22 protein-coding genes are annotated in these 20,526 nt (G+C 61.2%); 21 read left to right on the forward strand and 1 reads right to left on the reverse strand.

Translation table 11 applies throughout. The features are described from left to right. Positions 1-75 precede the first annotated feature (75 nt). The 20 genes from NE562_RS10235 to NE562_RS10330 all read left to right on the forward strand — a co-directional run bounded on the left by NE562_RS10235 (position 76) and on the right by NE562_RS10330 (position 18,311). Positions 76-1,569: a sugar ABC transporter ATP-binding protein gene (locus tag NE562_RS10235; protein ID WP_280962321.1), complete on the forward strand. Its 1,494-nt coding sequence runs from the start codon at positions 76-78 to the stop codon at positions 1,567-1,569. A gap of 17 nt (positions 1,570-1,586) precedes the next feature. Further along, positions 1,587-2,594 carry an ABC transporter permease gene (locus NE562_RS10240; protein WP_280962322.1) on the forward strand — a complete coding sequence of 336 codons (1,008 nt, stop codon included), beginning with the start codon at positions 1,587-1,589 and terminating at the stop codon, positions 2,592-2,594. Between the two features lie 2 nt (positions 2,595-2,596). Further along, positions 2,597-3,607, forward strand: a complete 1,011-nt coding sequence (locus NE562_RS10245; protein ID WP_280962323.1) for an ABC transporter permease — start codon at positions 2,597-2,599, stop codon at positions 3,605-3,607. Positions 3,608-3,634: 27 nt separating this feature from the next. Further along, positions 3,635-6,019 carry a xanthine dehydrogenase family protein molybdopterin-binding subunit gene (locus NE562_RS10250; RefSeq protein ID WP_280962324.1) on the forward strand — a complete coding sequence of 795 codons (2,385 nt, stop codon included), beginning with the start codon at positions 3,635-3,637 and terminating at the stop codon, positions 6,017-6,019. Further along, positions 6,019-6,528 carry a (2Fe-2S)-binding protein gene (locus tag NE562_RS10255; RefSeq protein WP_419196004.1) on the forward strand — a complete coding sequence of 170 codons (510 nt, stop codon included), beginning with the start codon at positions 6,019-6,021 and terminating at the stop codon, positions 6,526-6,528. Before NE562_RS10250 ends, NE562_RS10255 begins: the two co-directional genes overlap by 1 nt. Next, positions 6,525-7,400: an FAD binding domain-containing protein gene (locus NE562_RS10260; RefSeq protein ID WP_280962325.1), complete on the forward strand. Its 876-nt coding sequence runs from the start codon at positions 6,525-6,527 to the stop codon at positions 7,398-7,400. Before NE562_RS10255 ends, NE562_RS10260 begins: the two co-directional genes overlap by 4 nt. 135 nt (positions 7,401-7,535) lie before the next feature. After that, positions 7,536-8,390, forward strand: a complete 855-nt coding sequence (locus tag NE562_RS10265) for an MBL fold metallo-hydrolase (RefSeq protein WP_280962326.1) — start codon at positions 7,536-7,538, stop codon at positions 8,388-8,390. Between the two features lie 67 nt (positions 8,391-8,457). Next, entirely contained in the window at positions 8,458-8,805 is a 348-nt protein-coding gene (locus tag NE562_RS10270; RefSeq protein ID WP_280962327.1) for a hypothetical protein, read from the forward strand. A 4-nt stretch (positions 8,806-8,809) separates the two neighbouring features. Then, on the forward strand, positions 8,810-9,625 hold the full coding sequence (locus tag NE562_RS10275; protein ID WP_280962328.1) for an XdhC family protein: 816 nt from the start codon (positions 8,810-8,812) through the stop codon (positions 9,623-9,625). After that, complete coding sequence (locus tag NE562_RS10280) at positions 9,622-10,686, forward strand: nucleotidyltransferase family protein (RefSeq protein WP_280962329.1); 1,065 nt, start codon at positions 9,622-9,624, stop codon at positions 10,684-10,686. Before NE562_RS10275 ends, NE562_RS10280 begins: the two co-directional genes overlap by 4 nt. After that, positions 10,683-11,693, forward strand: a complete 1,011-nt coding sequence (locus NE562_RS10285) for a molybdopterin-binding protein (protein WP_280962330.1) — start codon at positions 10,683-10,685, stop codon at positions 11,691-11,693. The genes NE562_RS10280 and NE562_RS10285 overlap by 4 nt, the downstream gene beginning before the upstream one ends. Further along, a complete protein-coding gene (gene moaA, locus NE562_RS10290; RefSeq protein ID WP_280962331.1) occupies positions 11,639-12,661 on the forward strand; it encodes a GTP 3',8-cyclase MoaA in 1,023 nt (340 codons plus the stop codon). Before NE562_RS10285 ends, moaA begins: the two co-directional genes overlap by 55 nt. A gap of 5 nt (positions 12,662-12,666) precedes the next feature. Continuing rightward, positions 12,667-13,119, forward strand: a complete 453-nt coding sequence (locus tag NE562_RS10295; RefSeq protein WP_280962332.1) for an MOSC domain-containing protein — start codon at positions 12,667-12,669, stop codon at positions 13,117-13,119. After that, positions 13,116-13,610 carry a MogA/MoaB family molybdenum cofactor biosynthesis protein gene (locus tag NE562_RS10300; protein ID WP_280962333.1) on the forward strand — a complete coding sequence of 165 codons (495 nt, stop codon included), beginning with the start codon at positions 13,116-13,118 and terminating at the stop codon, positions 13,608-13,610. Before NE562_RS10295 ends, NE562_RS10300 begins: the two co-directional genes overlap by 4 nt. A 13-nt stretch (positions 13,611-13,623) precedes the next feature. Beyond that, on the forward strand, positions 13,624-14,076 hold the full coding sequence (locus NE562_RS10305; RefSeq protein ID WP_280962334.1) for a winged helix-turn-helix domain-containing protein: 453 nt from the start codon (positions 13,624-13,626) through the stop codon (positions 14,074-14,076). Further along, positions 13,994-14,656 (forward strand): GntR family transcriptional regulator, encoded by a 663-nt coding sequence (locus NE562_RS10310; RefSeq protein WP_280962335.1) that lies wholly within the window; start codon positions 13,994-13,996, stop codon positions 14,654-14,656. Before NE562_RS10305 ends, NE562_RS10310 begins: the two co-directional genes overlap by 83 nt. Positions 14,657-14,672: 16 nt before the next feature. Then, positions 14,673-15,623: a 3-hydroxyacyl-CoA dehydrogenase family protein gene (locus NE562_RS10315; protein WP_280962336.1), complete on the forward strand. Its 951-nt coding sequence runs from the start codon at positions 14,673-14,675 to the stop codon at positions 15,621-15,623. An 85-nt stretch (positions 15,624-15,708) separates the two neighbouring features. After that, positions 15,709-16,557: a molybdate ABC transporter substrate-binding protein gene (gene modA / locus NE562_RS10320; protein WP_280962337.1), complete on the forward strand. Its 849-nt coding sequence runs from the start codon at positions 15,709-15,711 to the stop codon at positions 16,555-16,557. 23 nt (positions 16,558-16,580) lie between these two features. Further along, the gene (gene modB / locus NE562_RS10325; RefSeq protein ID WP_280962338.1) at positions 16,581-17,264 is read left to right on the forward strand and encodes a molybdate ABC transporter permease subunit; all 684 of its coding nucleotides are present in this window, start codon (positions 16,581-16,583) and stop codon (positions 17,262-17,264) included. 12 nt (positions 17,265-17,276) lie between these two features. Beyond that, the gene (locus tag NE562_RS10330) at positions 17,277-18,311 is read left to right on the forward strand and encodes a sulfate/molybdate ABC transporter ATP-binding protein (RefSeq protein WP_280962339.1); all 1,035 of its coding nucleotides are present in this window, start codon (positions 17,277-17,279) and stop codon (positions 18,309-18,311) included. A gap of 294 nt (positions 18,312-18,605) precedes the next feature. Here the strand turns inward: NE562_RS10330 and gdhA are convergent, their stop codons facing one another. Beyond that, positions 18,606-19,949 (reverse strand): NADP-specific glutamate dehydrogenase, encoded by a 1,344-nt coding sequence (gene gdhA / locus NE562_RS10335; RefSeq protein ID WP_280962340.1) that lies wholly within the window; start codon positions 19,947-19,949, stop codon positions 18,606-18,608. A 227-nt stretch (positions 19,950-20,176) separates the two neighbouring features. Between gdhA and NE562_RS10340 the strand changes: the two genes are divergently transcribed. Then, on the forward strand, positions 20,177-20,494 hold the full coding sequence (locus NE562_RS10340; RefSeq protein WP_280962341.1) for an MGMT family protein: 318 nt from the start codon (positions 20,177-20,179) through the stop codon (positions 20,492-20,494). The last annotated feature ends 32 nt before the right edge of the window (positions 20,495-20,526 follow it).

The following is a 20,526-nucleotide window of genomic DNA, read 5'->3' on the forward strand; positions in this document are numbered from 1 at the left end:
CCCCCCCCCCCCCCCCCCCCCCCCCCCCCGCACCGCTTACTGATTGGACGATCAAAACGGAAGGAGAAGTCACGCATGCCATTATTGACAGCAACGGGAATCAAAAAGCTGTTCGGCGGTGTTGTCGCGCTGTCAAACGGCAACCTGACCTGCGAAAAGGGCAGGATCACGGGACTGCTCGGCACCAACGGTTCGGGCAAAAGCACCATTTCCAAGATCATCACCGGCGTTTATGGAAAGGACAGCGGAACCATTGTTTACGAGGGCCGCGAGATCGCTTACAAAAACCCGAATGATGCCAAAATGGACGGCATTTCCATGGTGTTCCAAAACCTTAGCTTGATACCGGATCTGACCGTTTGGCAGAATATCGTGCTGGGAATCGAGAAGAAAAAGGGGTTGTTTTTAAACGACCGGCAGGCCATGGAGCTGGCGCGCGGCATTATCGAGGATCTCAAGCCCGGCATGGACGTGACCCGCCGCGTGGGCGAGCTGAACCCGGGCGAACAGCAGATCACGGAAATCGCCAAGGCGATCTCGGTCCGTCCCAAGCTTCTCATTTTCGACGAACCGACGGCGGCGCTCGAGCAGGAAGAAGTGAAAAGCCTGTTCCGCTATATGCGTAAGCTGGCTGACGAAGGCGTCGCCATGATCTTCACGTCCCACCGGCTGGGCGAGGTCATGGAGATCTGTGACGACATCGTCGTCTTCCGCAACGGAGAAAATGTCGGCTCAATGGACTTTGCAAAGGACGGCCGCGACCCGGAGGCGATCGTTCGGATGATCACAGGCGAAACCGAGGGGATCGAGGTCACCAAGGAGTACCGCGACATTCCGGATGAGACCGTGTTCTCCGTTGAAAACCTAAACTACGGCAAATTCCTTAGAGACGTCGGCTTCCGGCTGCGCCGCGGCGAGGTGCTCGGCATCGGCGGCCTTGCGGGGCAGGGCCAAACCGAGCTGATGCTCGCCCTCGCGGGCAACTACCGGCAGGCTCGTTCCAGCGCCACGGTGGACGGGAAGGCGGTGGCGCTCAACAAGCCGTCAAACGCGGTGCAAAACGGCGTGCTGCTTGTGCCGGGCGACCGGCAAAAGGAAGGCTCTTTCCAGCTTGGTTCAATCTATTACAACATGATCTATCCCAAGCTCGGCCTAAAAAAGCAGCCGCTTTTCACACCAAAAAAGAAATACCGCGCCGAAGCCGAGGAGATCTGCAAAGCGCTGTCGGTACGGGCCCGCGATATCGATGTGGATATGTACACCCTGTCGGGCGGCAACCAGCAAAAGGTGGTCGTCGGCAAGTGGCTGCCGTTCGATATCAAGGTGCTGCTTTTGGCCGATCCGGCCAAGGGCGTCGATGTGCGCGCCAAAAAGGATTTGTATGATTTTATCATGAATCTGGTGCGCGAGAAAAATATGTCGGTCATTCTGTATGCGTCGGACAGCGACGAGCTGATCAGCTACTGCGACCGGCTGCTCATCATGTACGAGGGCGAGATCGTGTCCGAACTCACAGGGCCCGAGATCACCGAGGATAACATTGTGGCCCAGTCCATGCGTGTTGGCTGACCGGGGGGTGGCGACGAGTGAAAGAAAAGAAAAAACGAAACTGGAAAACGCTCGCGGGACGGCCCGAGTTTTCCACACTGCTCATGCTGGCCGTCATGTTGGTGGCGATCGCGTGCCTGCAAAAGAATTTCTTTACGGCGCGCACGCTTTTAAGCTACATCAACGCCTTCACACCGCTGATTCTATTGGCGATGGGGCAGGCGGTCGTGATCATTGCGGGCGGGCTCGATATGTCCTGCGGCACCTCGATGGCGCTCATGCTGTGCGTCATGACCCGCGTGATGAATCCGGATTCGCCGGTCACCGGCGTTACCGCGCTTGCAGCTGGTCTGGCGGTCGCGGTCGGAATCGGCCTTGTCAACGGCATCGCGGTCGGCTATCTGCGGCTGCCCGCCGTCATCGCGACCTTTGCGACCTCGTATGCGTGGCTCGGCATCGCCTTGTTTGTCACGCCCACACCGGGCGGCAAGCAGGTGAAATGGTTCAAGGCCTTTTATGATATGAAGCAGGTGCCCGCGCTCGCCGGGATCGGCCGGTTCGTGCCGACGGCGCTGCTATGGATTGTGCTCGCGTGCGTCATTTGGTACTTGATCAGCCGCACGCGTACCGGGCGTTATCTGTACGCGGTTGGCAGCCACAATGAAAACGCTTATGCAAGCGGCATCAACACCGCAAAAATACAGACCGTCGCCTACATCATCAACGCGGTGTTCCTGTATTTCGCGGCGGTTTACTACGCCGGACAAAACGGCGCGGGCTCGGCTCATTTCGGCGATACGCTCACCTTGCAGGCGATCGCCGCCGCCGTGGTCGGCGGCGTGGCGATGTCGGGCGGCAAGGGCAACGTGTTCCTCGCCATCGCGGGCGCGCTGATCATGAGCTTTGTCAGCAAGATCATTTTCTTCGCCAACATTCCGAACGCTTATCAGACGCTGGTCAGCGGGCTGATCATCATAGCGGCGATCGGCGTGTCGGCCGCCTATGCGGCTTCGCAGAAGAAAGCCGCGCTGAAGGGAGGGAAATGAGCATGGACAACCGTCCCGTACAGCTGGAAAAGCATCCGCTGGCAGATTTCTACAACGGCAACAAAAAGGTCATCAACACGCTTTTGATGGTCATTCTGGTTTTTGTCGGCGGCGAGCTCGTGCTTACGTTCTTGAAGGGCGCGGCGCCGGGCACGTTTCTTTCCACGCAGCAGGTCTTTCTCACCATGCGGCTGGCTACCTTTGTCGCGTTGTTCGGCCTGTGCCAGATGCTGGTCATCTGCGTGGGCGGCGGCGGGCTCGATCTGTCGGTCGGCTACATAGCGACGCTTTCGGGCATTCTCGGCGCGAGCATCATGGACGGCGGCAACGGCGGGCTTGTGCCCGCGATTCTGGTCGCCATCGCGGTCGGCGCGGTGTTCGGCCTTGGCAACGGCGTATTGACGGCTTACGCCGGTCTGCCGCCGCTGGTCGTCACCATGGCGATGGCCAATATCGTGCAGGGCATTGTCAACGCTTACGTCGCGGCCACGCCGATCAAGGGGCAATCCGCGCCGCTGCTGCAAGCGCTGGCCGCTAAATTCACCGGCGTGTTTCCGAACATCCTGCTCGTCGTGCTGGTCGCGCTCGTGATATCGGGCGTGCTGATCGGCAAAACGAAGATTGGCGTCAAGATCCTCGGCGTGGGCGCGAATGAAACCACGGCGTATCTCAGCGGCGTCAATGTGCGCCGGGTGCGCTGCATCGCGTTTGTCGTGTCCGGCATACTGGCCGCGCTGATCGGCCTGCTGCTGGTCGGCTATCTCGGTCAGGCGGCCAAGGACATGGGTTCCAATTATGTGATGCCGTCCGTCGTGGCGGTCGTGGTCGGCGGCTGTTCGATCAACGGCGGCGAAGCAAATTACTTAAGCGTTGTGCTCGGCGCGATCGTGCTGCAAAGCCTGACCAACCTGTTCGTCGCGCTCGGCTGGGGCGACGCGGGCAAATGGCTCGGCTACGGCATTATTCTTCTCGTCATGCTGGCCGCGTATGTGCGCGGCAAGCGCAGACGGTAAACCGGATTTTAACAAGGAGGCAATCAGATGGACACCTTAATCGGCAAGGGCGAAAAACGGATCGACGCATATGATAAGGTCACCGGCAAGGGCCTGTACGCCAGTGATTTTGATAACCAGTTTCCGAATATGGCGCATATCAAGGCCAAGCGCAGCCCGTACGCGCACGCGGGCATCAAGCGGCTGGACACGACGAAGGCAAAAGCGCTGGAGGGCGTACTGTACATCCTGACCGGGAATGAGCCCGGCATCGATTGGGATCAGTATCCCAAGGCATCCGTACTCGCGACGGACCGCGCGCTTTGGGCGGGACAGACCATCGCGCTGGTCGCGGCCGAAACAGAGGAGATCGCCGAGCAGGCGGTCGAGCTGATCGAGGTCGACTACGAGGTGCTGCCGCACGTACTCAACTATGAAGAAGCGATGAAGCCTGATCCCGTCGCCGTGATCGACCCCGAATACGAGACCCGCGATCAGGGCTTTATGGACCGCCCGGCGGACCGCGCGACAAACCGCGTTTCCCCCAATGTCGTCGGCGCGTTTTATATGAACGCGGGCGATGTGGAACAAAAGCTGCAGGAAGCCGATATCACGGAAGAGGGCGAATTCTGGGTCGGCAAAAAAACCGCAAGTCCGCTCGAATGCGCCAACGCCATCTGTCGCTATGATAACGACGGCGGCATTACCATGTGGTCCAACGGCGCGGGCGTGCACGGCGTGATCAAGCAGGGCATCTGCCGTATCCTCGGCATGCCGGAATCGCGCGTGCGCGTGATCCAGCCGTATATGGGCGGCTCGTTCGGCTCGCGCCTGAACCCCTACATCGAAATACTGACCGCGCTGATGTGCCTGAAGGCCAAACGCACCGTGCGTTTCCGCTTTTCCCGCAAGGAGGTGTTCTGCTCGGCGCCCTCCAACTGGCCGTGCCAGACCAAGGTAAAGCTCGGCGCGAAAAAGGACGGCACGATCATCGCCAACGATTACTATCTCTGCGAAGAGATCGGCGCGGCGCTGAACAACACGTTTTTCTCGGGCCGCCTGTCCTCCTCCGGCGCGGCGCCCGTGTACCGCTGGGCGGAAAAGGGCCAGCCCTCGAACATCCGCATGGATACTTACGCGGTCGCCACCAACACCGTGCCCGCCGCCGAATACCGCGGCCTCGGCTGCCCCGAAGCGGAGTTCGGCATCGAGTGTCTGGTCAACAAGCTGGCGGACGACCTCGGCATGAGCCCGGTCGAGATCCGCATGAAGAACATCATCGACGCGGGCGAGCGCGACTGCTACGGCGAGCTGATCACCTCCTCCGGCCTTAAAAAGTGCCTGCAGGCGGTCGCGGACGCGGTCCGCGTGGAGGAAAAGCCCGAGCAGGATATGGGCGTTTGGAAAAAGGGCCGCGGCGTCGCGGTGGGCGGCAAACAGAATACGCCGCTTGGCCGTTCGGAAGCCGAGGTTTGGTACAATTCGGACGGCACGATCGAGCTGTTCATTTCGTGCGATGAAAACGGTATGGGCGTAACGACCGCCATGACCCAGATCGTCGCGAATGAATTCGGCGTGCCGATCACCGACGTCAAGACGACCAAGGGCGATACCGCCATCACGCCGTATGACAACTACTCCGCTTCCTCGCGCACGACCTATAACACCGGCAACGCGGTGCTCGCCGCCTGCCATGACTGCATCGATAAGCTGAAGGAAGAGATCGCGCGGCACTTTGGGCTGCATGTTTCCAAGGTGGAGATCGAGGGCAAAAAGGCGTATCTCAAGGGTTCGTATGTGCAGGAGGTCGATATCCCGTCGCTGTTCGTGCCGGTCGGCATGTTCACACAGGGCAACTGGGGGCTGCAAAAGGGCTCGCCGGTCAAGGGACACGGCCTGTATTGCCCGGCGCCGATCCACCAGTGGGACAAGAACGGCCTGTCCGACCGCGTTTGGAACTGGTTCCAATACTCGGCGGCCGCGGTCGAGGTGGCGGTCAACGAGGAGACCGGACAGGTCAAGGTACTGAAGGTCGCCTCCTCCGCCGATACGGGCAATCCGATCAACCCCAAGCTGGTCGAAGGCCAGATCGAGGGCGGCGTGCACATGGCGATCGGCTTCTCAACGATGGAAGAACACCTTTACAATGAACGCGGCGAGATCGCCAACTGCAATTTCAGCGATTACCGCCTGCCCGGCGTGCTCGACATGCCGAAGAACGATGATGTTTACGCCTTTATCAATCCCGACCCGCTGCCCGATGGACCGTTCGGCGCCAAGGGCATGGCGGAATCGATCACGATCCCGGTCGGCCCCGCGATCGCGGAAGCGATCTATCAGGCGGTCGGCGTGCGCGTCACCGGTTATCCGATGACGGCCGAGCGCATCCTCGCGCTGATACAGGAGAAGAAAGCCAAGGAGGCGAACCAGTGATGTACGAAGAGAAAATGCGGTTTGAACTTTCCGTCAACAAGAAAAAACGCGTGGTTTACGTTCATCCGTCGCTGACCCTGCTGGAAACGCTGCGCGACGAGCTGAACCTGACCGGCACCAAGCGCGGCTGCGACGATTCCAACTGCGGCGTGTGCACCGTGCTGATGGACGGCAAGGCGGTAAAAAGCTGTACGATGTTTATCCCGCAGGCCGCGGGCCATGAGATCACGACCATTGAGGGGCTGGAGGGCGAAGACGGCCTGCACCCGCTGCAGCAGGCTTTCATCGACCATTTTGCCGTGCAGTGCGGCTACTGCACGCCCGGCATGATCCTGACGGCCAAGGCCATCCTCGATGAAAACCCGAACGCCACAGAGGACGATATCCGCGAGGGCCTGCACGGCAACCTGTGCCGCTGCACGGGCTATAAAAAGATCGTGGAAGCGATTGAAGCCGTGCGCGACGGCGACTACGGCGATTACGCGGCGGAATGGAGGGAGACGAGATGAGCATGCGGTTTGAAAAATACTTTCAGCCGAAGAGCGTAGAGGAATGCTGCGCGCTGCTGGGGGAATACGGCAAGAACGCGCGGCTGCTCGCGGGCGGCACCGATGTGGTGCCGCGCATCAAAATGAAGCTGTGGCAGCCGTCGGCGGTCATCGGCCTGATGGATATCCCGGAGTTGGACGCGATTGCCGTTTCCGAAACCGGGCTGACGCTGGGCGCCCGCGCGAACCTGCGCGAACTATCGCTTTCGCCCGCGCTGGCGGAGGATTATCAGGTGGTGCGCGAGGCGTGCGGTCACGTATCCTCCATGCAGGTGCGCAATATTGCGACCATTGGCGGCAACGCGTGCAACGCGTCGCCCTCGGCGGATGCGATACACGGCCTGCTGCTGCATGACGCGGCCGTGGTCATCGCGGGCGCGGATGGCGCGCGTGAAATGCCGCTGTGCGATTTCTTCAAGGGCCCGGGCAAGACCGATCTTGGCGAAACGGAAATGGTTGTGCGGTTTCAGATCAAAAAGCCCGCGGCGCATACCGGCGCGGCCTACAAAAAATACGCGATCCGCGGCGATTCGGATATTTCGATCGTCGGCGCGGGCGCGCGGCTGACGCTCGCGGAGGACGGCACGATCGCCGATGCGCGCGTAACGCTAGCATCGGTCGCGCCAACGCCGCTTCGCTGCCGCGAGGCGGAAGCGCTGCTTACCGGGCGACAGCCGGATGAGGCGCTGTTTGCCAAGGCGGCGGAGGAATGCGCCGCCCATATCGCTCCGATCACGGATCAGCGCGCCACGCGCGAGTACCGCGTCCAAATGGTGCGCGTTTGGGTCCGCCACGCGCTGCAAGAAGCGTGCGAGCGCGCAAAAGCTCGCTGAAAACTGATTTCCGATTCGGGAGGGGCGGCAAGTAAAAACTTCCTTCCTCTCCACACTCTTTTTCTTCTTTTCTTCTTTTTTACCGCCTCTCTCGAAAGGAAATACCACTCCCTATTTGGAAATGAGGAACTGTCTATGGAAATGTTGACGCCCAATGTCTATACCGAAACCAAAATCCGCGGCTGTAACCCGTCGATCGTTTTCACGAGCGAAGGCTCGGTGTTCATCGATACGGCGCAGTGGCTGTCCACGCTGCTGGAAATGCGCGAGTTTGCCAAAAAACGCGGCCCGATCAAGTACTTAATCAATACCGAGGGCCATATCGACCACATCTTCGGCAACCACTGGTTCGCGGGAGAAAGCCTTGTGATCGGCCATGAAAAGCTAAATGAGATCTTTTGGACGGTCGCGGGCGATATCAGCGATTGCTACGATTACAGCGTCGACGTGCTGGAACGGCAGGACAAGGCGGCGCTGCCGCTCATGCCGAAGCGCGAGGAATTTATCGTCAACCGGCCGCAGATCACCTTCCGCGAGCATATGACGCTGCACCTTGGCGATACCGTGTTTGAGCTTTACCATACGCCCGGCCATTCGACCAGCCAGCTTTGCGTGCACGTACCCAAGGAGCGCGTCGCCTTTGTGGGCGACACCCTGTTTTCCGGCTGCCAGACTTGGCTGCATTCGGCAGACATCGGCGCGCTCCTTCAGACGCTTGATTTTCTGGAAACGCTCGATGTGGATTATTTCGTGCCCGGTCACGGTCCTGTCGTGGATCGCTCCTACATCGCCGAGCAGCGCGCGTTCGTTTACGAATGGCTTTCTGCTGTCGGCAGCGGGATCGCGCGCGGCTGGGATATGGATACCTGCGTGAAAAACATCAGCTTCGCAGACCGTTACCCGGTCGATATCGGACAGGAAGAAATGATGGAATACATCCAGCGCACCAACGTGATCCGCTGCTACAAATATCTGACGAATACCAAGTAAGTACGTTGGGCTGCTTCCCGCCGCGTGATGCGGCGGGAAGCAGCCGCCGGGGGGAGGCCGGGAACCAATGCTGGAAGCGCTATCTTTTGAGGGAACAACGAAGGTTTTGAACAAAGGGGTCGATGTGGCGCTCGTGATCGAGCCGCCGGACGCGGAACAGGCGCTGCGCGCGGCAAAGATCTGCGGCGTGTGCGGCGTCTCCACGGCGGTGCTCAGCGTCACGAAAACAGACCCGGTGGACAGGCGAACGATCGCGCATTTCTGCCGGACGGCGGGGCGGCTGGTCTTTGCGGACCGCGCGCTGTACGATGCGGCGGCATGCGCGCTGACAGAGCATACAAAGGTGCTGATCGCGCCCGACAAAAGCGAGAAGGCCTTTTCAGATACCGTATTTGCCGTGAAACGGCAGGGGTGAGCATATGAAACGAATCAAACAGGCGGTGCGCGAAATGTGCGCGAAAGGAGAACCCTTCGCGCTGGTCTCAATCCGCGAGGGCTCGGGTTCGATGCCGCGCCATCAGGGCGCGACCATGCTGGTGCGGGAGGACGGCGGCATCGAAGGCTCGGTGGGCGGCGGCGTGTTGGAAGCGCGGGCGATCGAGCGCGCCCGGCAGCTTATCGCCGAGGGCAAAAGCGGCGAAATGCCCTTTGACCTGTCCTCCGCCGACGCGGCGAACTCGGATATGATCTGCGGCGGTTCGGGCGTGCTGTCCATCCGGTTTTACGACGGGACGGAGCAACCGGCGCTGCAACGCGAACTGGCGGAGATAGACGACGGCAAACTGGTGATCTTCGGCGGCGGGCATATTGCAAGGCAGCTTGCCCGTATCGCGGATGTTTTGGAAATCCCTATCGTAGTCGTGGAAGATCGAAGCGAGTTCTGCTCGCCCGAACGGTTTCCGAGCGCGAAGCGCGTCATTGTCGAAACCTATGACAACATCCCGGAGGCGGCGCTGGGGGAAAAGGATATGGCGGTGATCGTCACGCGCGGCCATCTGGGCGACCGGGAGGCGCTCGTCTGGGCGCTGCGGACACGGGCGGGCTATATCGGGATGATCGGCTCCAAACGCAAGCGCGACCTGATGTATGAGAAGATGCGGGCGGATGGGATTGCCGAAAGCGCCCTTGCGCGGGTGCATTCCCCGATCGGCCTGCCGATCGGCGCGCAAACGCCGGAAGAGATCGCGGTGTCCATCGCGGCCGAGCTCGTCGCGTTTCGGAACGGTCGCGCATGACGGGGGCGGTCATACTCGCGGCGGGGCTGTCCCGCCGCATGGGGGCGTTCAAGCCCTTGCTGCCGCTGGGCGGCGGCACGCTGATCGAAAGCGCGGCGCGCCGTTTGCGAGAAGGCGGCGCCGCGCGTATCGTGGTCGTGACCGGCAGCCGGGCAAGGGATGTCGAGCGGGCGCTCGCGGGGATGGACCTGCGCTTTGCGCACAACCCCGCGTTCCGTGAAACACAGATGCTGGATTCCGCCAAGATCGGCCTGCGCGCGCTGGGGGAGTGCGACGAGGTGTTTTTGCTTCCGGCGGACATCCCCCTGTTTTGCCCCAGCCTTCTGCAAACGCTCCGGCAGGCGCGGGCGCAAACCGGGGCGGACGCGGCGCATCCCCGCATGGAAGGCAGGAACGGACACCCGCTGCTGCTTGGGCCGCGCGCGGCGCGGGCGGTGCTCGCGCACGACGGGCGGGATGGCGTCAAGGGCGCGCTTGCGCCCCTTGCCGTCGAAGCCTGCCCGGTCGGCGATCCCGGCTGTCTGCTCGATGCGGATACCAAGGCGGATTACGAGCGCCTGCTGGCGTTTCGCGCCGAAAGTGTTCCGGCGGCGTATGAGATCGAAGCGCTGCACGACCGCTTCGGTTCGACCGAGGCGATCCGGCGGCATTGCCGCGCGGTCGAACGCCGGGCGCTTGCGCTGGCCGAAAGTCCGGCGTGCGCGCACCTTAATAAACGGCTGTTGGCGGCCGCGGCGCGCGTACACGACGCGGCAAGGACAAAGCCGCAGCACGCCGCGCGGCTGGCGCAGGCCCTGTTGGATTTGGGCTATGTCCGCGCCGCCGAATGCGTGTCCGTGCATATGGAGCTGCCGCCCGCTATGTGGGGTACGGTATCCGAAGCCACGGTGCTGTATCTGGCGGATAAGCTGGTCATGGAGGACCGGGCGGCGACGCTGGACGAACGGTTTGCCCGGGCGGCGCGGCGATGCGCCGGAAACGAACAAGCGCTCTTGGCGGCGGCCTCGCGTCAGCGGGCCGCGGAGAGCATATGGAACCTGATAAGCGAGGTGCAACAATGAAAACCGTTTTGGTGGAAAACGCGGTCGGCACGGTGCTCGCGCACGACCTGACCCAAATCATCCCGGGCGAGTTCAAGGGGAGCCGCTTTCAAAAGGGCCATGTGGTAGAGGAATCGGATATTCCGGTGCTGCTCTCCATGGGCAAGAAGCACTTGTTCGTGCTCGAACTCGGCGCGGACGACGTGCACGAGGACGACGCGGCAAGGCGCATTGCGGCAGCCACGGCCGGGGCTAATATCGACCTTCTGCCAAAGGGCGAGGGCAAGGTGGAGCTGCGCGCGGCGTGCGACGGGCTGCTGAAAATCGACGTGGACAAGCTGGAAGCCCTGATCGAGGACGACGAAGTGATGTTCGCGGCCATTCACGAAAACGTCATGGTGCGAAAGGGCGAGCAGCTCGCGGGCACGCGCGTGATCCCGCTGTTTGTCAAGGAAGCGGTCGTGCGGCGGGCGGAATCGGTCGGCCCGTTCGTCGAGGTGAAACCGTTGCGACCGCTCAAGGTCGGTCTGGTGACGACCGGCAGCGAGATTTACCACCACCTGATCGAGGACAAATTCGGCGACATTTTGCGCCGCAAATTCGAGGCCCTCGGCAGCACGGTGTTTGAGCAGCTGTTCGCAGACGATGACGATCAGATGATCGCGGACTGCATCGGCAGTTTGCAAGCGCGGGGCGCGGATTTAATCGCGGTAACGGGCGGCATGTCGGTCGACCCGGACGACCGCACGCCGGCGGGCATCCGCCGCGCGGGGGTGCAAATCGAGACCTACGGCGCGCCCATCCTGCCCGGCGCCATGTTCCTGCTCGGTTATCTGGGGGAAATTCCGGTGGTCGGTCTGCCGGGCTGCGTGATGTACCACAAGGTGAGCGTGTTCGATTTGATCGTGCCCCGTCTGCTCGCGGGCGAACGGGTAACGCGGAAAGCGGTAAAAAAACTGGGCCACGGCGGCCTGTGCCGGAACTGCCAAACCTGCACGTATCCAAACTGCGGCTTTGGCAAGGGCTGAGAAAAGGAGGAAACGCGATGCTTGACCGGTTTGGGCGCGAGATCAATTATCTGCGTCTGTCGGTGACCGAGCGGTGCAATCTGCGCTGTATCTATTGCCGCGAGGGGAACGATTGCTTCACGGCGGAAAACGAGCTGACGGCGGGGGAGCTTTCCCGCATCGTTTCGCAGATGGCGGCGCTTGGCGTGCAAAAGGTGCGCGTGACGGGCGGCGAGCCGTTGGTGCGGCAGGATCTGGAACAGATCATCGCGGATATCGCGCGGCATCCCACGGTGCGCGACCTGTGTATGACCACGAACGCGCAGGGGCTGGAGGGCCGGATACGCGGCCTGCACCGCGCGGGGCTCATGCGCCTCAACATCAGTCTGGATTCACTGTGCAAGGAGCGGTACAGCAAAATGACGCGCGGCGGCCATTTGAGCGATGTGCTGGGCGGCATCGACGCGGCGCTCGCGTGCGGCATGAACCTGATCAAGGTGAACACCGTGCTGGTGCGCGGCGAGAACGACGGCGAGATCGATGATTTCATTCGGCTGGCAAAGGAATACCCGATCGATGTGCGGTTCATCGAGCTGATGCCAATCGGCAGGTTGGGCGAGGACGGCACGCGCCGCATCCCGAACGCCGAGGTGCTGGCCGCGTATCCCGCGCTGAAAAGGCTCGCGCCGCGCTGCCCCTGTCAGCCGAGCGAGGACTACGCGGGCGAGGGCTTTCGCGGGCGCGTCGGGTTTATCAGCCCGGTGTCGCATAAATTTTGCGCGGTGTGCAACCGCGTCCGCCTGACGAGCGACGGCCATCTGCGCATGTGTCTGGGCGACAACACCGAGACCGACCTGCGCCCGGCGCTGGATGGAACGGACCAAACACTGGGCGATACCATACGCGCGGCAATATGGAACAAACCGCGCGGGCACCATTTTGAAACGCTGTTTCATTCGCAGCGGGCGATGAATCGGATAGGAGGATGAGCGCTATGGCAACCGTTACGGCGGTCAATATCAGCAAGCAGAAGGGCACGGTCAAGCACCCGGTGGCAGAAGGACTGTTGAAGATCGATCACGGTATTGTGGGCGATTCGCACGCAGGCAACTGGCACCGGCAGATCAGCCTGCTCGCGCAGGAGAGCATCGATAAAATGACGGCGCTCGGCGTACCGGGGCTGACGCCGGGCAAATTCGCGGAAAACCTGACCACGGAGGGGATCGTGCTGCATACGCTGCCGGTCGGCACGCTGCTGCTGATCGGTCCTTGCCTGACCGAGGTGACGCAGATCGGCAAGCAGTGCCATCAGCACTGCGAGATCTACCAAAAGATCGGCCGGTGCATCATGCCGACCGAAGGCATCTTCGTCAAGGTGCTTTCCGAAGGCGCGGTGCGCGCGGGGGATTCCATTCGCGTGGTCACGCGCGAGGAGGCGGGCTTATGAAAATACGAACCGCCGTGCTGACGGTCAGCGACAAGGGCAGTCAGGGCCTGCGCGAGGACAAAAGCGGTCCGGCGATCGTGGAGACGCTGGGCGAGCTGGCCGAGATCGTTTGGACCGGCGTCGTGCCCGATGAACGGGAGCGGATCGCGCAAACGCTGCGAGAGCTCGCGGACGCGGGCGGCGCGGATTTGATCCTGACCACCGGCGGCACCGGCCTTGCCCCGCGCGACGTCACACCCGAAGCGACCTGCGACGCGGGTCAGCGCATGGTGCCCGGCATCGCGGAAGCGATGCGCGCCGAAAGCCTGCGCATCACGCCGCGCGGCATGCTTTCTCGCGGGGTCGCGGTCACGCGCGGGCGCACGCTGATCGTCAACCTGCCGGGCAGCCCCAAGGCGGCGCGTGAATGCCTTGCGGTGCTGCTGCCCGCGCTGCCGCACGGGATCGAGATTTTGTGCGGCAAGGCCGGCGAGTGCGGCGCGCCGGCGTAAAGGGGGCGGGCATATGGAACACGGCGGCTTGCGGTATTCCTTAAAGATCCGGCTGCGGGCAAGCGAAACCTTTTTCGGCCCGGGTCTGGCCGAGCTGCTGCTCCTCGTTGGCGAGAGCCACTCGCTGAACGTGGCCGCGCACACGATGGGCATGGCGTACAGCAAGGCGTGGCGCATCGTCAAGGCCGCCGAGGCCGAGCTGCGGTATCCGTTACTCGAACGCAAGGTGGGCGGCGTGGACGGCGGCGGCAGCGAGGTAACGCCGCGCGGGCGTGATTTGATCACGCGGTATCAGGCGTTTGCAGCGGCGCTGGCAGAAGAGGCGGATCGGCTGTTCGACCGGTATTTCAGCGGCCTTGATCAAACAACAGAGGGGGAGACAGATGGAAACAGGAGCGAAACGGCTGCCCAAACGGCGGCTGCTGCATCAGGAGGTCAGCCAGTACATCCGGCAGGCGATCCTTAGAGGCGAGCTGAAGCCGGGCGACCGCATCGTAGAAACCAAAATGGCGCAGCTGCTTGGCGTTTCACAGGCCCCCGTGCGGGAGGCGATACGGGAGCTGGAATTCAGCGGATTGGTGGAGCAAAAGCCTTATTTTGGAACCTATGTCAAGCAGATCACCATGCAGGATATGGAGAACTTTTACCGCGTGCGCGGCGCGCTGGAAAAGCTGGGCGCGCATCAGGCCTGCGAAAACATGACCGACGAGCAGCTTGCCGGCATCCAGCGCGCGATGACGGAAATGGAGCGCGCGGGCGCAAAGCAGGATAACGACCGCTATGTGCAAATGGACGCGCTGTTTCACGATCATATCATTGCCGCTTCGGGCAACAGCCTGCTGTGCAAACTGTGGGAGCAATGCAATATCAAATCCTGGCTGTTCGTCGGCACGGCGCTGACACAGCGGAATTTAAGCTATTTGGCGGCCCGGCATCGAAAGATTTTTGAACGCTTGCAGGCGCGCGACGCAAGCGGGCTGGAAGCGGCGGTGCAGGATCACTTGGAGCAGCTATTATCGATGATGCTGGAAAACGGGCAAAGCTGAAAGGGGAAACGAACATATGTTAAATACAAAACCGCAAAAGATCGCTGTGATTGGCACGGGTATGATGGGCATGAGCCTTACCGCGCTTTTCACAGGAAACGGATACGATACCACGGTGCTTGCCACCAAGGCCGCCTCCGCCGAACGCGGCAGGCGCAGCTATGATGAAATGTACGCCGTGCTGGAAGGGCGGGGGCTGGTAAGCCGGGCGCAGGCCGCGGCCTGCGCCGGCAATCTGCATTTTACCCTGTCCTATGTCGACCTACAGGATGTGGACGCTGTTTTTGAATGCGCGGTAGAGGACAAGGCGGTAAAATTTGCGATCTATCAGCAGATCGAGGCGCACTGCAAACGCTTTCGCTTCGTCGCCTCCACCACCTCCGCCATGGCGCCTGAAACGCTGTGCGAGGGGTTGCAAAGCTGCCCGGGCAAGCTGGTCGTCGCTCACCCGTTCAATCCGCCGCATCTGGTGCCTTTTGTCGAGCTGGTGAAATGCGCGTGCACCGAGGAGGCCGCTGCAAGCGCCGCGTATGAAATACTGGAAAGCTGCGGCCGCAAGGTATGTGTGATGAAAAAGAGCGCGCCCGGCTTTATCGCCAACCGCTTACAGCACGCGCTGCTGCGCGAGGCGATCTACATGGTCGAACAGGGGCTTGCCGATCCGCGCGATATTGATAAGGCGCTGATGTACAGCTTCATGCCGCGCTATACCTCGGTCGGCCTGTTCGAGCATCAGGACGCGGCGGGGCTGGATATGGTGCAAAGCATCGAAGACCATCTGCTGCGCGATCTGAGCGACGCCAAGGAAACGCCCGCTTTCGTGCGCGAGCGCGTGGCGCGCGGCGACCTTGGACAAAAGACCGGCAGGGGCACCTACGACTGGACCGACGCTTCGAGAGCCGATTTTAAAGCGCGCGCCGCCGCGCCGTACTGGCAGTATTTCAACTGGGATCTGCCGCAAGTATAATAAGCCGAAAATGGGCTTTGAAAAGCCCATTTTTGAGGCGTGCGTTATCCTTGATCGGCTACAACGATTGTGAGGAGAAAACAACATGAACGATAAAGGGAAACGAATGCTGTGCGTCATGGCCGCCGCCGGGCTGCTCGCGGGCGGGCTTGCAGGCTGTGGGAACGGCGGACCGGCTGAAACGAAAAAGGAAGCGCCCCACGCAAATGAAACGGTAGAGCTGACCGTATTCGCCGCCGCTTCCATGACGGAAACGCTGACCGAGCTGGCGGAAAGCTACAAGGCCGTCGCGCCCAACGTGAAGCTGACGTTCAATTTCGATTCGTCCGGCACGCTGAAAACCCAGATTGAGGAGGGGGCCGACTGCGACCTGTTCATCTCGGCGGCGCAAAAGCAGATGAACCAGCTCGACGCGTCCAAGGACGCGGCGGGCAATCCGGACGGCCTTGGTTTGATTGACGCCGCGACGCGCGTCGATCTGCTGGAAAACAAGGTCGCGCTGGTCGTGCCCGAAGGCAACCCGGCGGGCATACGGTCGTTTCAGGATATCGGCGGCAAATGCGATTTGATCGCGCTCGGCAACGACGACGTACCGGTCGGTCAGTATTCAGCGGAGATTCTGACGGGACTCGGCCTGCTGGATGCGCTCGAAAGCGAAAATAAGATCACCTACGGTTCCAATGTGAAGGAAGTCACCACGCAGGTGGCCGAGGGCTCGGTCGATTGCGGCATCGTCTATGCGACCGACGCGTTTTCCGCGGGGCTGACCGTGGTAGATCAGGCGACAAAGGATATGTGCAAGCAGGTGGTTTACCCCGCGGCTGTGCTCAAAGCCGCGCCGCACCCGGATGAGGCGCGGGCATTTTTAGATTACTTGCAGTCCGATGCCGCGATAAAAGTCTTTGAAGCGGTCGGCTTTGCCAAAGCAGGCTAAATGGAAAAGGAGGGACACGCGCCGTGGATTGGTATCCGCTTTTTAATTCGCTTCGCATTGCGCTGATCGCGACCGTGCTCGTGTTTTTTACGGGCATTTTTGCGGCGTGGTATATCGCAAAGCTGCCGCGGCTGGTCAAGGGCGCGCTCGATGTGGTGCTGACGCTGCCGCTCGTGCTGCCGCCTACCGTGGTCGGTTATTTCCTGCTGTGCCTGTTCGGCGCGAAGCGGCCCGTCGGCCTATGGCTGATGGATACGTTCGGCATCAAGGTGCCGATGACGTGGTACAGCGGAATCTTCGCGGCGGCGGTCGTCGCGTTTCCGCTCATGTACCGCACGGCGCGCGGCGCGTTTGAAGGCTTCGACGACACGCTTCGCTACGCGGCGCAGACACTGGGCCTTTCCGGCAGCTATATTTTTTGGCGCGTGACCATGCCTGCGTGCCGTCAGGGCATTTTGGCGGGCGCGGTGCTTTCGTTTGCGCGGGCGCTGGGCGAATACGGCGCGACCAGCATGATCGCGGGCTACACCCCGGGCAAGACCGCGACCATTTCCACCACGGTCTATCAGCTATGGCGCACGGATCAGGAAGCGTTGGCATTTCGGTGGGTGCTGGTCAATTTAGCGATCTCGGCCGTTGTTTTGCTGACGGTAAACCTGCTGGAACGGCGGGAAAACCCAAAACGGCGGGCGGGAGCAGAGGGGTGAAAAGCAATGCTCATGGTGGATATTCAGAAAGCCTTTGGCTCGTTCCGGTTGGACGTGTCGTTCACGGCGGAAAAGGAAACGATCGGCCTGCTGGGCGCTTCTGGCTGCGGCAAAAGTATGACGCTGCGGTGCATCGCGGGCATCGTCACGCCGGACAGCGGCAAGATCGTGTTGGACGGGCAAACGCTGTTTGATTCCGAGCGGGGCATCGATCTGCCGCCGCAGAAGCGGCGCGTCGGCCTGCTGTTCCAGAATTACGCGCTGTTCCCCAATATGACGGTGGAGCAAAACATCCTGACAGGGCTGCGGCGGAGCGGTCTGGCGCAGCACGCAAAGCGCGTTCGCGTCGCGGAGGCAGTGGAACGGTTACAGCTCGGCGGCTTAGAGCGCCGCCGCCCGCACCAGCTTTCGGGCGGGCAGCAGCAGCGCGCCGCGCTGGCGCGCATTCTGGTATCCGAGCCGCGTATCCTGATGCTGGACGAGCCGTTTTCCGCCTTGGATAGCTTTCTCCGCTGGCAAACCGAGCGCGAGGTCCTGCGTGTGCTCGAACAGTTTAACGGCCCGGCGCTGTTCGTTTCCCACAACCGCGATGAGATCTACCGGCTTTGCGATAAGGTAGCGGTGTACGATCGCGGCCGCATCGATGCGTACTGTGAAAAGTGGGCGCTGTTCCAAAGCCCGCATACGCGCGCGGCGGCACTTTTGACCGGCTGCAAAAACATTGCGGACGCATACCCGTCCGGTGAGAACGCGGTGACGGTACCCGCGTGGAATTTGACCCTGCGGGCGGCGGCGCCCATGGCGGGCGATGTTTCCGCGGTGGGAATCCGCGCCCACTTCTTTCGGCCCGGCGGGACGGAAAACGCGTTTGCCTGCCGCGTGGAGCAGGTGATCGAAAGCCCGTTTGAGGTGCGCGTGCTGGTCAGGCCAAAAGGCGCTTCGCAGTCCCTCTGCTGGATTCTGAACAAAGCGGAATACGCCGCGCTGCCAAACCGGGAAAGCCTTACGCTGTCCGTTTCACCAAGCGACATTTTGCCACTGCGATAAAAAGGCCCCTCGCGCCGCAGCGCGAGGGGCCTTTCAGCGTGTCAAAGAACCTTTCGCGCCGCAGCGCGCATTAAATAGGATTTTGCCGTTTGCGGCAAAATTCATAAAAAGCCGCGACATGTGCGTGGTTTTTTATACAAACCGACTTCAAGTGTGCCTGTAAGGCGCGCGCAGAAGCCGGAATACTCGATCGAAATGGGGCTTTGTTTCGATCGACAGGATGTCAAAACTTGTTTTTTGACATCCTGAAAAGCCCCTCGCGCCGCAGCGCGAGGGGCCTTTTTGAATGAAAATTTACACAATGCCCTGCGCAAGCATCGCGTCGGCGATCTTGACAAAGCCGCCGATGTTCGCGCCCATGACAAGGTTGTCCTTGTGGCCGTACTTCTGCGCGGATTCCACGCAGGTCTTGAAGATGTTGACCATGATGCCGTGCAGGCGCTCGTCGACCTCTTCAAAGGACCAAGAAAGGCGCAGCGAGTTCTGGCTCATCTCCAAGCCGGAGGTGGCCACGCCGCCCGCGTTCGCCGCCTTGGCCGGGCCGAAGAACACGCCGTTCTCATGGAACACGGCGACGGCTTCCGGGGTGGAAGGCATGTTCGCGCCCTCGGCGACGAACTTGCAGCCGTTTGCGACCAGCGTCTTCGCGTCGTCGCCGTTCAGCTCGTTCTGAGTCGCGCAGGGCAGGGCGATATCGCACGGGACGCTCCACGGGCGCTCGCCCTCGGTGTAGGTGCTGCCGTTCACGCGCTCGGCATATTCCATGATGCGGCCGCGCTTGACTTCCTTGATATCCTTTACGATATCGAGCTTGATGCCGTTGGGATCGTAGATAAAGCCGTTGGAATCCGACATGGTGACGACCTTGGCGCCCAGCTGGGTGGCCTTCTGGCAGGCATAGATCGCCACGTTGCCGCTGCCGGAGATCGCCACGGTCTTGCCTTCAAACGAAGTGCCCTTGTATGCGAGCATTTCGCTCATATAGTAGCACAGGCCGTAGCCGGTCGCTTCGGTGCGGGCCAGCGAACCGCCGAAGGAAAGTCCCTTGCCGGTCAGAACGCCGGTGAACTCGTTTTGCAGGCGCTTGTACTGGCCGTACATATAGCCGATCTCGCGGCCGCCCACGCCGATATCACCGGCGGGCACATCGGTGAACTGGCCGATGTGGCGGCACAGCTCGGTCATGAAGGACTGGCAGAAACGCATGATCTCCGCGTCGGACTTGCCCTTGGGGTTAAAGTCCGAACCGCCCTTGCCGCCGCCCATGGGCAGGCCGGTCAGGCTGTTTTTAAAGCACTGCTCAAAACCGAGGAACTTGATAACGGAAGCGTTTACCGACGGATGGAACCGCAGGCCGCCCTTGTACGGACCAATGGCGGAATTGAACTGTACACGGAAGCCGCGGTTGACCTGCGTCTTGCCGCTGTCGTCTACCCACGGCACGCGGAACATGATCATGCGCTCCGGCTCGACTAAACGCTCGACAACGCCGCAAGCCTCAAGCTCGGGGCGCTGCTCTACGACAGGCTCGAAGCTTTCGAGCACTTCGAGTACGGCCTGCAGGAATTCAGGCTCGCTCGGGTTGCGCTTTTCTACGGTTTCATATACGCTATTGAGATAGCTGTTTGTAAGTGCCATTGATTCATTGTCCTCCTTACGTTTCCGCGTCCGTTTCTTACCAAATATAAGAAAAAGTGCGGATTTCCCTACATACTTGCTAAAGGTGCGTTACTATTATAGAACATTTTGTTCAGGTATGCAACAATTTAACACGTAAAAATAGACATTTTTTTCATGCTGAAAGGGCGTGGAAATCGGCATATTGCCATGATATAATAGAAATAACGCAGAAGGGCGGCGAAGGAATGGAAAATACATACCAAAAGATCTATGCCGTGGTACGGCGCATCCCGCGCGGCCGCGTCGCTTCCTATGGGCAGGTCGCGGCGCTCGCGGGCAACCCGCGCTGGGCGCGCGTGGTCGGCTATGCGCTGCATGTCAACCCGGACCCGGCGGGCGTTCCGTGCTACCGCGTCGTCACACAGGATGGGCGCACATCCGCGGCTTTCGCTTTCGGCGGGGGCGATGTGCAGCGCGCCATGCTGGAAGCCGACGGCGTCCGGTTTACGGCGGACGGCCGGGTGGATATGGCGGCGTTCCGGTGGCAGCCGGAGGACAACTAAAAAAGCTCCGAAGAAAGGACTTTGCGCCTTTC

Source organism: Butyricicoccus faecihominis (assembly GCF_024462775.1).
GTDB lineage: Bacteria > Bacillota > Clostridia > Oscillospirales > Butyricicoccaceae > Agathobaculum > Agathobaculum faecihominis_A.

Coding starts and splice junctions, on each gene's coding strand:
- NE562_RS10235 (WP_280962321.1), top strand. CDS start 76: ATGCCATTATTGACAGCAACGGGAATCAAAAAGCTGTTCGGCGGTGTT.
- NE562_RS10245 (WP_280962323.1), top strand. CDS start 2,597: ATGGACAACCGTCCCGTACAGCTGGAAAAGCATCCGCTGGCAGATTTC.
- NE562_RS10250 (WP_280962324.1), top strand. CDS start 3,635: ATGGACACCTTAATCGGCAAGGGCGAAAAACGGATCGACGCATATGAT.
- NE562_RS10255 (WP_419196004.1), top strand. CDS start 6,019: ATGTACGAAGAGAAAATGCGGTTTGAACTTTCCGTCAACAAGAAAAAA.
- NE562_RS10260 (WP_280962325.1), top strand. CDS start 6,525: ATGAGCATGCGGTTTGAAAAATACTTTCAGCCGAAGAGCGTAGAGGAA.
- NE562_RS10265 (WP_280962326.1), top strand. CDS start 7,536: ATGGAAATGTTGACGCCCAATGTCTATACCGAAACCAAAATCCGCGGC.
- NE562_RS10270 (WP_280962327.1), top strand. CDS start 8,458: ATGCTGGAAGCGCTATCTTTTGAGGGAACAACGAAGGTTTTGAACAAA.
- NE562_RS10275 (WP_280962328.1), top strand. CDS start 8,810: ATGAAACGAATCAAACAGGCGGTGCGCGAAATGTGCGCGAAAGGAGAA.
- NE562_RS10280 (WP_280962329.1), top strand. CDS start 9,622: ATGACGGGGGCGGTCATACTCGCGGCGGGGCTGTCCCGCCGCATGGGG.
- NE562_RS10285 (WP_280962330.1), top strand. CDS start 10,683: ATGAAAACCGTTTTGGTGGAAAACGCGGTCGGCACGGTGCTCGCGCAC.
- NE562_RS10295 (WP_280962332.1), top strand. CDS start 12,667: ATGGCAACCGTTACGGCGGTCAATATCAGCAAGCAGAAGGGCACGGTC.
- NE562_RS10300 (WP_280962333.1), top strand. CDS start 13,116: ATGAAAATACGAACCGCCGTGCTGACGGTCAGCGACAAGGGCAGTCAG.
- NE562_RS10305 (WP_280962334.1), top strand. CDS start 13,624: ATGGAACACGGCGGCTTGCGGTATTCCTTAAAGATCCGGCTGCGGGCA.
- NE562_RS10310 (WP_280962335.1), top strand. CDS start 13,994: ATGGAAACAGGAGCGAAACGGCTGCCCAAACGGCGGCTGCTGCATCAG.
- NE562_RS10315 (WP_280962336.1), top strand. CDS start 14,673: ATGTTAAATACAAAACCGCAAAAGATCGCTGTGATTGGCACGGGTATG.
- modA (WP_280962337.1), top strand. CDS start 15,709: ATGAACGATAAAGGGAAACGAATGCTGTGCGTCATGGCCGCCGCCGGG.
- NE562_RS10330 (WP_280962339.1), top strand. CDS start 17,277: ATGGTGGATATTCAGAAAGCCTTTGGCTCGTTCCGGTTGGACGTGTCG.
- gdhA (WP_280962340.1), bottom strand. CDS start 19,949: ATGGCACTTACAAACAGCTATCTCAATAGCGTATATGAAACCGTAGAA.
- NE562_RS10340 (WP_280962341.1), top strand. CDS start 20,177: ATGGAAAATACATACCAAAAGATCTATGCCGTGGTACGGCGCATCCCG.